Origin of the sequence: Pantoea septica (assembly GCF_002095575.1) — a bacterium.
Classification (GTDB): Bacteria; Pseudomonadota; Gammaproteobacteria; order Enterobacterales; family Enterobacteriaceae; genus Pantoea; species Pantoea septica.
Genome location: NZ_MLJJ01000045.1, coordinates 16,760 through 27,226 on the forward strand (window position 1 = coordinate 16,760; position 10,467 = coordinate 27,226).

A 10,467-nucleotide genomic window follows, 5' to 3' on the forward strand; every position below is an offset into this window, starting at 1 on the left:
TTTTTATTGCCTGAAATTTACCCCGTCCGTTAAGCTCACTATTCTGGCTATCTCAGGAGGTCTCCATGTGGTTAATCGACCAGCTGGCTGAACAGCATATTCGAGCAGCACAGGAAAAGGGCGAGCTCAGCAATCTTCCCGGCGAAGGCGCGCCGCTTGAACTGGATGACGACAGCAATGTTCCGGCTGAATTACGTAGCGGCTACCGACTGCTGAAAAATGCCGGCTTTTTGCCGCCAGAGCTGGAAATGCGGCGCGAGGCGCTGGAGATAAGCGATCTGCTGCGTAATCTCGATCCGGACGATCAGCGCTATCGCGAGCAAAGCAAACGCCTGCTTGTGCTGGAGCTTCAGCTGCGCCAGGCGGGAATGAGCACCGCTTTTTTGCAGGGCGCCTACGGCGAAGCGATCCGTGGACGTCTGTTAAAGGAGGAGTAGTGTACCGTATCGGACAACTGGCAAAGCTGGCCAACGTCACCGTTGACACCATTCGTTTCTACGAGAAACAGCAAATGATGGGGCATGAGATCCGCACAGAAGGCGGCTTTCGCCTCTACAGCGACAGCGACCTGCAACGCCTGAAGTTTATTCGCGTCGGCCGGCAGATGGGCTTTGGACTGGATGCCATTCGCGAACTGCTCTCGATCCGTGTCGATCCCGCGCACCATACCTGCGAGGAATCGAAGGCGATAGTTCAGGCTCGCTTGCAGGAAGTGAATACCTTGATCGGCGAACTGCAAAATGTGCAGCGTTCGCTGCAGCGCTTATCCGACGCCTGCTGCGGCGCCGCGCACAGCAGCGACTGCTGTTCGATACTGGAAGCGCTCGAGAAAGGAACGGAGCCCAGGCCGGAACACGCGCACCGGCGGGATTGAATTCTGCGCTAAAGCGCCTATATTAATGCGGTCGAAACGAGGAGACGATAATGAGTAAATACCAGCATACCAAAGGCGAGATTCGCGACAACGCGATTCAGGCCTTGTTACACGATCCACTATTCCGCCAGCGCATCGAACAGAAGCATAAAGGCAAAGGCAGCTATCGGCGTAAAGATAAACATGCGAAACGTGGCGGTTGGGAGGCCAGTGATAAGAAAAGCGCTTATCACTGGCCTTCTGCTTATGGGCATAAAAAAACCGCCTCAAGGGCGGCTTTGCTTTAGATTTTGCCGTTCTGCTGCTTCAGCAAATCGCGAATTTCACTCAGCAGCACCTCTTCGTTAGAAGGTTTTGCGACCGGTTTTTCGACTTCTTTTTTCTTGTGCAGTTTATTCATCAGCTTGATGGCGACAAAGATAGCGAACGCCACGATAATAAAGTCGAATACGGACTGAATAAATACGCCATATTCCATGATGACGGGCGGCGTAGCGCCTTCTGCAGGTTTCAGCACCCACTTGAACTGTTTAAAGTCGACTCCGCCGATCAGCAGTCCCAGCGGCGGCATAATGATGTTTGCCACCAGTGAAGAGACGATTTTGCCAAAGGCAGCGCCGATAATTACACCGACGGCGAGATCGACCACGTTGCCGCGCATTGCAAAATCACGAAACTCTTTGAAAAAACTCATACTTATCTCCTTTCCCTTGCCAGTGGCTAAAGTCTAACAAACCTTACGGCAATTGCCATCTAAGCGGCGGCATTTGTTGGCCTTGCTCCGCCGCTGCGCTTAAAGGAAGAATGGACTTGGCTGGAACAAACGCTCAACGTCCGGCACAAACTTTTTATCAGTCAGGAACATAATGACGTGGTCGCCTTGTTCGATACGGAGATTATCTTTGGCGATAAGCACATCCTCGCCGCGCACCACCGCGCCGATAAGCGTACCCGGCGGCAATTTAATGTCGTTGATCATGCGGCCAACCACGCGCGAGGTGGTTTCATCGCCGTGGGCGATCGCTTCGATCGCTTCAGCGATGCCGCGTCGTAAAGAGGAAACGCCCACTATATCCGCTTTGCGCACGTGGCCCAGCAGCGCGGAGATCGTCGCCTGCTGCGGCGAGATAGCGATATCGATCACGCTGCCCTGTACCAGATCGACATAGGCGCGACGCTGGATCAGCACCATCACCTTTTTTGCGCCCATCTTTTTCGCCAGCATCGCCGACATAATGTTGGCTTCGTCGTCGTTGGTGACCGCAATAAAAAGATCGACCTGATCGACATGCTCTTCCGCCAGCAGCTCTTGATCCGACGCATCGCCGTAGAAGACGATGGTGTCCTGCAGCTGCTCGGCCAGTTCGGCGGCGCGGCGCGGATTGCGTTCGATCAGCTTTACGCTGTAATTTTTCTCCAGCCGCTGCGCCAGACCGAAACCGATGTTGCCGCCGCCTACCAGCATGATGCGCTTATAGGGCCTTTCCAGCCGCTGCATTTCACTCATCACCGCGCGGATATTCTGACTGGCGGCGATAAAGAAGACCTCGTCGCCCGCTTCCACAATCGTTGAGCCCTGCGGACGAATAGGGCGGTCCTGACGGAAAATGGCGGCGACGCGGGTATCGATATGCGGCATATGCTCGCGCAAAATAGAGAGCGGATTGCCTACCAGCGGCCCGCCGTAATAGGCTTTTACTACCGCAAGACTGACGAGGCCCTCTGCAAAATTCACCACCTGCAGCGCGCCGGGGTACTGGATCAGCCGATATATATTCTCAATCACCAGCTGTTCGGGCGAGATAAGATGATCAATCGGCACCGCTTCGGGAATAAATAGTTTCTCAGCGTCGCGCAGATAATCCGCCGCGCGAATACGGGCGATACGGTTAGGCGTATTAAACAGCGAATAGGCTATCTGACACGCCACCATATTGGTCTCATCGGAGCTGGTGACCGCGACTAACATATCGGCATCTTCCGCGCCCGCTTCGCGCAAAATACGCGGGTGCGACCCGTGGCCCTGAACGACGCGCAAATCAAATTTATCCTGCAGCTGACGTAAGCGGTCAGGATCGGTATCAACCACCGTTATGTCGTTGTTCTCGCCGACCAGGTTTTCCGCCAGCGTGCCGCCAACCTGGCCGGCGCCCAGAATGATAATTTTCATTGCGTCTCGTGCTCTTTGGTTAGTGCGCTTTTATCAGCTTAGCGTAGAAAAATCCGTCTCCGCCGTCGACGGTCGGAAAGACCTGTAGCCCGCTGGTTTTGCCGCCCGGCAAGGCTTCGGCACGCGCGTCGGCGTGGCGCGACAGAAAGGCGGCGATCTGCGTCTCGTTCTCGTCCGGCAGCACAGAGCAGGTCGCATACAGCAGGGTACCGCCTGGTTTCAGATGCGGCCAGATAGCGTCAAGAATTTCGCGCTGCAGCGAAGCCAGCTCGGCGATATCCCGATCGCGACGGAGCCACTTGATGTCGGGATGACGGCGGATAACGCCGGTGGCGGAGCAGGGCGCGTCCAGCAAAATACGATCGAACTGACGCTCGCCGCACCACGCCGCCGGGGTACGTCCGTCTCCCTGTTTTACCTCTGCCTGCATATCAAGGCGCTGCAGGTTCTCTTTAACGCGCGTCAGGCGCTGAGCGTCGACATCGACCGCCATTACGTGCGCCCTAGGGGCTATTTCCAGGATATGCGTGGTTTTGCCGCCCGGCGCGGCGCAAAGATCGAGGATCTGCTCGCCATCTTCAGGCGCAAGCAGCAGGGCGCAGCGCTGGGCGGAAAGATCCTGAACCGTGACCCAGCCGTTTGCGAAGCCCGGCAGCTGGCCAACCGGCGCAGGGGCTTCAAGCCGCAGCGCGTCAGGCGCCGTCTCGTCGGCCACGGCCGCTTTACCGCTCTCGGTTAGCAGCGCCAGCCAGCTATCGCGGCTGTGGTGCTGGCGATTAACGCGCAGCCACATCGGCGGACGCTGGTTATTGGCGTCCACTATCTGCTGCCACTCGTCCGGCCAGGCCTTTTGCAGCCGCTGCAGCAGCCAGCCGGGATGCAGATAGCGCTGCGGCGCATGGTCAACTTCCGCGAGCAACTCCGCCTGCTGGCGCTGGAACTGACGCAGCACGCCATTAATCAGGCCTTTAAGGTTGGCGCGCTTCAGCACTTCAGCGCCGGCGACGGTTTCCGCCAGCGCAGCGTGAGCAGGCACGCGCGTATAGAGCAGCTGATAGATGCCGACCATGATGAGATAGTGCAAAACGCGCTGTTTGCCGCTGAGCGGGCGCGCCATCAGTTTGCCGATAAGGCCTTCGAGCTGAGGCAGCGTGCGCAGCACGCCGAAGCAGAGCTCCTGCAACAGCGCGCCATCTTTATCGCCTACTTTTTTCTGCGCGGCAGGCAGCACCGCGCTGAGCGATTCGCCCTTATCTATAACACGCTCGATAAGTTGAGCGGCAAGGCTTCGCAGATTGGTTGATTTAGTCATTCGCGTTACGTTATTAAACAAAAAGCCCGGACAGTGCCGGGCTGGAGTCAGGCTAAGACGCGGCCTGACGTGAACCACTCGCGACGCGAGTTGAGCAGATCCTGCGCCGACATGGCTTTTTTGCCAGCCGGCTGCAGCAGCTGAAGATTTAATACCCCTTCAGCGGTAGCGACCTGGATGCCGTGCTTGTCGGCTGCGAGGATTTCGCCCGGCTGCTTCGCGACGTGCGGCAGCACGCTGGCCTGCCACACCTTCACCGGCTGATCCTCAATCAGGAAATAACTGACCGGCCAAGGGTTGAAGGCGCGAATACAGCGCTCAAGCTGAGCGGCGGGGAGCTGCCAGTTGAGGCGGGCCTCCTCTTTACTGAGCTTCTCGGCGTAGTTCGCCAGCGCGTCATCCTGCTTCTCGGGCTGTGCGCGGACGTCCGCCAGCTGCGACAGCGTTTCCAGCAGACCCTGCGGGCCGAGTTGCGCCAGCTTGTCGTACAGGGTGGCGCTGGTGTCCTGCGCGGTAATCGGACAGTTCAGCTTATGCAGCATATCGCCCGTATCCAGGCCGACATCCATCTGCATGATCGTTACACCGGTTTCACTGTCGCCAGCCCAGAGCGCGCGCTGAATCGGCGCCGCGCCGCGCCAGCGCGGCAGCAGCGAGCCGTGCACGTTGATGCAGCCGAGACGCGGCATGGTCAGCACCGCCTGCGGCAGAATAAGTCCATAGGCGACCACCACCATCACATCCGCCTCTAAATCGGCGACCAGATGCTGGTTCTCGGCGGGGCGCAAAGACTTCGGCTGAAACACCGGGATGTCGCGAGACTGCGCCAGCGTTTTCACCGGGCTGGGCGTCAGCTTATTGCCGCGGCCGGCAGGACGATCGGGTTGGGTAAAGACGCCGACGACCTGATGCTCAGAAGCGAGCAGCGCGTCGAGATGACGCGCTGCAAAATCAGGTGTGCCGGCGAAGATAATTTTCAGCGGAGCAGACACGGTTATCTCTTCTTTTAACGTCAGGAAGGACGCGCGTTCTGACGCGCCAGTTTTTCCAGCTTTTGCTTAATGCGCTGACGCTTGAGCGGCGACAGATAATCGATAAACAGTTTGCCGTCGAGGTGATCGATCTCATGCTGAATGCAGATAGCGAGCAGGCCGTCGGTTTCCAGCTCGAAACTTTTGCCTTCGCGATCCAGCGCGCGCACTTTTACGCGTTCGGCGCGCGGAACAAAAGCGCGCTGTTCGGGAATGGAAAGACAGCCCTCTTCAATACCGGTTTCGCCGCTTTTATCCAGCAGCTCCGGGTTGATCAGAACCAGACGTTCGTCGCGATTTTCCGACACGTCGATAACGATGATGCGCTGGTGGATATCCACCTGCGTCGCCGCAAGGCCAATACCTTCTTCGGCGTACATGGTTTCAAACATATCGTCGACGATGCGCTGAACTTCAGCGTTAACTTCTTTCACTGGCGCCGCGATTTTGCGGAGACGATCGTCAGGGAAATGTAATACCTGCAAAACTGACATAAATATCCAGATCTGTATGCGATTAAAAAAAGATTATTGCTTCATATTGTAGACTTTTCGAGACCTGATTGACAGCATTCACCCGCAGGAAGCGGTGCGTAAAGCAGGGAGCGGATATGGGAAATATCGAGCGCTATTTGCGGCTTTCAGCCGTAGCCGGGCTGACCGGAAAACGCTGGCTGGAAATTGCCAGCGCGCTTAACCAGACAGACGATACGCTGCAAGTGTTGATTTCGGCGGGTCTGAATCAGCAGCAACGTCATCAGTTTACTCAGCTTTCATCGCGTCAGATTGCCGCGACCGAGGCGTGGCTTGCGACAAGCGACGACCACCATCTGATAACGGCCTTAGACAACCGCTATCCTGCCGCTTTACGCGAGATCCATCGTTTTCCGCCGCTGCTCTATATAAAAGGCGAACCCGCCTTGCTCTCTTCTATGCAGCTGGCGGTGGTGGGCAGCCGTAACTGTTCGCACTACGGCCGGCAGTGGGGCGAATGGTTTACCCGGCAGCTGGCGCTGAGCGACCTGACCATTACCAGCGGGCTGGCGCGCGGCATAGACGGTATCGCGCACTGCGCGGCGCTGGAGGCGCAGGGAAAAACCGTGGCGGTGCTCGGCAGCGGATTGCAGCATCTTTACCCTAAAAATCACGGCGCGCTGGCGGAAGAGATTGTGGAAAAAGGCGGTGCGCTGGTTTCCGAGTTCTCTCTCTCAACGCCGCCGCATGCGCTTAACTTCCCGCGCCGCAACCGCGTTATTAGCGGACTGAGCCGCGGCGTGCTGGTGGTGGAAGCGACCCTTAAAAGCGGTTCGCTGGTGACCGCGCGCTATGCGCTGGAGCAAAATCGCAATGTCTACGCCTTGCCCGGCGCGCTGGGCAATCCCGGCAGCGAAGGAACGCACTGGCTGATTCAGCAAGGCGCGTTGCTGGTGGCTCATCCTACCGACATTATCGAAGATCTTCGCGCTGCGCTTAACTGGCTGCCTTTTACACAGCCGGAAGGAATATATTCTGAGGAGAGCGGCGATGCGGCATTGCCATTTGCTGAGGTGTTGGCTAACGTAGGTGATGAGGTTACACCTGTTGACGTCGTCGCTGAACGTGCCGGCCAACCTGTGCCAGTGATTGCAGCCCAACTGCTGGAGCTGGAGTTAGCAGGATGGATCGCAGCTGTACCCGGCGGCTATGTCCGATTGAGGAGGGCATGCCATGTTCGACGTACTAATGTACTTGTTTGAGACATATATCCACAACGAAGCAGAAATGCAGGTTGATCAGGATACATTGACTGATGACTTAACCGATGCCGGTTTTCATCGTGAAGATATCTACAATGCGTTGAACTGGTTAGAAAAGCTCGCAGATTATCAGGAAGGCCTGGTCGACCCGATTCTGTTAGCCAACGATCCGCTTTCAATGCGCATCTACACGGAAGAAGAAGGCCAGCGTTTAGATGCCGAATGTCGTGGTTTCCTGCTGTTCCTTGAGCAAATACAGGTGCTCAATATGGAAACGCGTGAAATGGTCATCGAACGAGTCATGGCGCTCGATACGCTCGAGTTCGATCTGGAAGATCTCAAATGGGTGGTGTTGATGGTGTTATTCAATCTTCCGGGATGCGAAAACGCCTATCAGCAAATGGAAGAACTGTTATTCGACGTCAATGAAGGCATGCTGCATTAATTATTGATTATGCAGCCATCGTTATGAGCAAATCAGCACTCTTCACCGTGCGTAAACAGGATCCCTGCCCCGCATGCGGGGCAGATCTCGTTATCCGCAGCGGTAAGCACGGCGCCTTTTTAGGCTGCACAAACTATCCAGCTTGCGACTATATTCGGCCGCTAAAAAGTCAGGCTGACGGCCATATCGTCAAGGTGCTCGAAGGGCACGCCTGTCCGCAGTGCGGCGCGGATAAAGCGTTGCGCCAGGGACGCTACGGCATGTTCATCGGCTGTAGCCACTACCCTGAGTGCGACTATAGCGAAGCGATAGATAAACCCGATGAAACCCTTATCGCCTGCCCGCAGTGCCTGGAGGGCAAACTGGTACAGCGTCGTTCGCGTTACGGCAAGACCTTCCACTCTTGTAATCGCTATCCGGCCTGTCAGTTCGCCGTCAATGCAACGCCAGTCGCAGGCATATGCCCGCACTGCGCTTTTCCGCTGCTGGTAGAGAAGAAAACCGCGCAGGGCGTTAAATGCTTTTGCGCCAGTAAAAGTTGCGGCAAGGCCGCCGCATCAGAGAATTAAGATAACATCATGCCAAACCAAACTTTTTCCGGTTCGCTGGAAGCCTGCCTCGAGCAACTGCGCCAGCAGGCCGTTATTGCTTATCCAACCGAAGCCGTATTTGGTCTGGGCTGCGACCCGGACAGCGAAAGCGCCGTAGCGGCGCTGCTGACATTAAAGCAGCGTCCCGTTGAGAAAGGATTGATCCTCATCGCCGCCGATTACGCTCAGCTGGAACCCTATATCTCCGACCGCGAACTCACTGTCGAGCAGCGTGAGCGCATGTTCGCTCACTGGCCGGGCCCGGTGACCTTTGTCGTACCTGCTACGCCGCAAACGCCGCGCTGGCTAACAGGGCGTTTTGATTCGCTGGCCATCCGCGTCAGCGACCATCCCGATGTCCAGGCGTTGTGCCGCGCCTTCGGCAAGCCGCTGGTATCGACCAGCGCCAACCTGTCGGGCGAAGCGCCTTGCCGCACGGTCGAGGCGGTCAGGGCGCAATTCGGTCCGGCTTTTCCTGTGCTGGCGGGCAAAACCGGCGGTCGACAGAATCCATCGGAGATTCGCGATGTGTTAACCGGCAACCTTATTCGTCAGGGCTAATCCATGGATCAGTTTGCGGTATTCGGTAATCCCATCAGTCACAGTAAATCGCCTTCGATTCACAAGGCGTTTGCCGAGCAGACGGGCATTACGCATCGTTATGGCCGGGTTTGTGCGCCGCTTGAGGCCTTTCCTGACGCTATCGCTGCGTTTTTCGCTCAGGGCGGACGCGGTGCGAACGTCACGCTGCCTTTTAAGCAGCAGGCCTGCGAGTTTGCCGACGAGCTGAGCGAACGAGCGGCGCTCTCCGGCGCCGTCAATACCCTGAAAAAGCGCAGCGACGGCCGCATCCTGGGCGACAATACTGACGGTATCGGGCTGCTGAGCGATCTTGAACGTCTGGCGCTGATCCGCCCGGGCGATCGCATTTTGCTGGTAGGTGCAGGCGGCGCGGCGCGCGGCGTCATCCTGCCGCTGCTTTCCGCCGGCTGCGCGGTGACAATCGTCAACCGAACCCAGGCGCGCGCGGAGGAGCTAGCGCAGCTTTTCCGCCAGAGCGGCGAGATCGATGCCTGTCGTTTTGATCAACTGACCGGGCGGGCTTTCGACCTTGTCGTCAATGCCACCTCCAGCGGCGTCAGCGGCGAGGTTCCGCCGCTGCCTGTTTCCCTGATCGATAGCCATGTACGCTGCTACGACATGTTTTATCAGGCTGGCGCGACGCCCTTTTTACACTGGTGCGAACAGCAGGGTGCGCAGCAGCGCGCGGATGGCCTGGGGATGCTGGTGGGGCAGGCGGCGCATGCGTTTCAGCTATGGCACGGCGTCATGCCGGAGATAGCCCCCGTTATCGCACAGCTTAAACAGGCGATGCAGCCATGAATCAGGCGATTCAGTTCCCCGAGCGCGAAGAGTGGGACGCGGATAAAAAAGCGGTCTGCTTTCCGGCGCTGGTCAACGGCATGATGCTGACCTGTGCCATCTCTGCCGAAGCCCTTGAACAGCGTTTCGGCCAGGGAGAGGCGATGGCCCTGTTTACCGCGCATCGCTGGGATATAGAAGACGAAGCGGAAGCGGCCATCGCTAATGACGCGTTCGACGATCAGGAGTGGGTCTGGCTCGCCTCGGCGAGATAGTCATCCTTCCAGCGAACATAATTGCTGGCGGAGTAAAGCAAGCCCGCAATCTCCTGTTCACTTAGCGGACGCACCTGACGGACCGGGCTGCCGAGATAGAGGTAGCCGCTCTCCAGACGCTTGCCAGGCGGAACCAGACTGCCTGCGCCTATCATTACGTCATCTTCAATAATGGCGCCGTCGAGCACGATTGATCCCATTCCTACCAGTACGCGATCGCCGATAGTGCAGGCGTGCAGCATCGCTTTATGTCCGACGGTGACGTCAGCGCCGATGGTTAAAGGGAACCCGTCCGGGTTACTGGCGGATTTATGGGTTACGTGCAGCACGCTGCCGTCCTGTATATTAGTGCGCGCGCCGATGCGCACCTGATTCACGTCGCCGCGTATTGCGACCAGCGGCCAGATGCTGACATCATCACCCAGCGCGACGTCGCCAATTACTACGCTAGCGGCGTCAATCATGACGCGCTGCCCACACTGCGGATAACTCTCTTTATAACGTCGTAGAGCTGACATCTGCTTTCTCCTTATAGATTCGGCTACAGACTGAGGCGGATCGCGGGTCCAGACAAGCGTAAAAGGCCTGCGATCGTTGAAGATCTCTGCAATAAGATTGTTTTATCGCCATACGAAAAAAAAGATCGAAAAAAGGGTTGTGCAATTAAATCGGA

The 10,467-nt window shown here is 57.2% G+C and carries 15 protein-coding genes; 9 read left to right on the forward strand and 6 right to left on the reverse strand.

All coding sequences use genetic code 11. The features are described 5' to 3' along the window. Positions 1-65 precede the first annotated feature (65 nt). Genes HA46_RS18460 through HA46_RS18470 form a run of 3 tightly spaced genes read left to right on the forward strand, consistent with a single transcriptional unit; the run spans position 66 to position 1,161 of the window. Positions 66-437 carry a DnaJ family domain-containing protein gene (locus HA46_RS18460; protein WP_033792402.1) on the forward strand — a complete coding sequence of 124 codons (372 nt, stop codon included), beginning with the start codon at positions 66-68 and terminating at the stop codon, positions 435-437. Continuing rightward, positions 437-874 carry a Zn(2+)-responsive transcriptional regulator gene (gene zntR / locus HA46_RS18465; protein ID WP_033792401.1) on the forward strand — a complete coding sequence of 146 codons (438 nt, stop codon included), beginning with the start codon at positions 437-439 and terminating at the stop codon, positions 872-874. The genes HA46_RS18460 and zntR overlap by 1 nt, the downstream gene beginning before the upstream one ends. Positions 875-924: 50 nt before the next feature. Further along, entirely contained in the window at positions 925-1,161 is a 237-nt protein-coding gene (locus HA46_RS18470) for an alternative ribosome-rescue factor A (protein ID WP_084885956.1), read from the forward strand. On the opposite strand, the gene mscL is transcribed toward HA46_RS18470, so the two are convergent. The 5 genes from mscL to def form a co-directional block, all read right to left on the reverse strand. Continuing rightward, on the reverse strand, positions 1,158-1,568 hold the full coding sequence (mscL, locus tag HA46_RS18475; protein WP_033792399.1) for a large-conductance mechanosensitive channel protein MscL: 411 nt from the start codon (positions 1,566-1,568) through the stop codon (positions 1,158-1,160). The genes HA46_RS18470 and mscL overlap by 4 nt on opposite strands. A 99-nt stretch (positions 1,569-1,667) precedes the next feature. Then, entirely contained in the window at positions 1,668-3,044 is a 1,377-nt protein-coding gene (gene trkA / locus HA46_RS18480) for a Trk system potassium transporter TrkA (protein ID WP_033752924.1), read from the reverse strand. A gap of 19 nt (positions 3,045-3,063) precedes the next feature. Further along, positions 3,064-4,356: a 16S rRNA (cytosine(967)-C(5))-methyltransferase RsmB gene (rsmB, locus tag HA46_RS18485; protein ID WP_084885958.1), complete on the reverse strand. Its 1,293-nt coding sequence runs from the start codon at positions 4,354-4,356 to the stop codon at positions 3,064-3,066. 47 nt (positions 4,357-4,403) lie between these two features. Then, complete coding sequence (gene fmt, locus HA46_RS18490; RefSeq protein WP_084885960.1) at positions 4,404-5,348, reverse strand: methionyl-tRNA formyltransferase; 945 nt, start codon at positions 5,346-5,348, stop codon at positions 4,404-4,406. Positions 5,349-5,368: 20 nt separating this feature from the next. Continuing rightward, complete coding sequence (gene def / locus HA46_RS18495; protein ID WP_033752920.1) at positions 5,369-5,881, reverse strand: peptide deformylase; 513 nt, start codon at positions 5,879-5,881, stop codon at positions 5,369-5,371. A 116-nt stretch (positions 5,882-5,997) separates the two neighbouring features. Between def and dprA the strand changes: the two genes are divergently transcribed. From dprA to HA46_RS18525, 6 genes are read left to right on the forward strand one after another with little or no spacing between them, the layout of a single operon-like run. Beyond that, complete coding sequence (dprA, locus tag HA46_RS18500; protein ID WP_084885962.1) at positions 5,998-7,122, forward strand: DNA-protecting protein DprA; 1,125 nt, start codon at positions 5,998-6,000, stop codon at positions 7,120-7,122. Further along, entirely contained in the window at positions 7,094-7,567 is a 474-nt protein-coding gene (smg, locus tag HA46_RS18505; protein ID WP_033752918.1) for a DUF494 family protein Smg, read from the forward strand. The genes dprA and smg overlap by 29 nt, the downstream gene beginning before the upstream one ends. Before the next feature lie 23 nt (positions 7,568-7,590). Continuing rightward, a complete protein-coding gene (locus HA46_RS18510) occupies positions 7,591-8,136 on the forward strand; it encodes a DNA topoisomerase family protein (RefSeq protein ID WP_033792395.1) in 546 nt (181 codons plus the stop codon). A gap of 9 nt (positions 8,137-8,145) precedes the next feature. Continuing rightward, the gene (tsaC, locus tag HA46_RS18515; RefSeq protein WP_084885964.1) at positions 8,146-8,718 is read left to right on the forward strand and encodes an L-threonylcarbamoyladenylate synthase type 1 TsaC; all 573 of its coding nucleotides are present in this window, start codon (positions 8,146-8,148) and stop codon (positions 8,716-8,718) included. Positions 8,719-8,721: 3 nt separating this feature from the next. Then, positions 8,722-9,540 (forward strand): shikimate dehydrogenase, encoded by an 819-nt coding sequence (aroE, locus tag HA46_RS18520; protein ID WP_084885966.1) that lies wholly within the window; start codon positions 8,722-8,724, stop codon positions 9,538-9,540. Continuing rightward, positions 9,537-9,794 carry a DUF1488 family protein gene (locus HA46_RS18525; RefSeq protein ID WP_033792392.1) on the forward strand — a complete coding sequence of 86 codons (258 nt, stop codon included), beginning with the start codon at positions 9,537-9,539 and terminating at the stop codon, positions 9,792-9,794. Before aroE ends, HA46_RS18525 begins: the two co-directional genes overlap by 4 nt. Here the strand turns inward: HA46_RS18525 and HA46_RS18530 are convergent. Then, positions 9,761-10,312: a gamma carbonic anhydrase family protein gene (locus HA46_RS18530; protein ID WP_033792391.1), complete on the reverse strand. Its 552-nt coding sequence runs from the start codon at positions 10,310-10,312 to the stop codon at positions 9,761-9,763. The genes HA46_RS18525 and HA46_RS18530 overlap by 34 nt on opposite strands. Between the last annotated feature and the right edge of the window lie 155 nt (positions 10,313-10,467).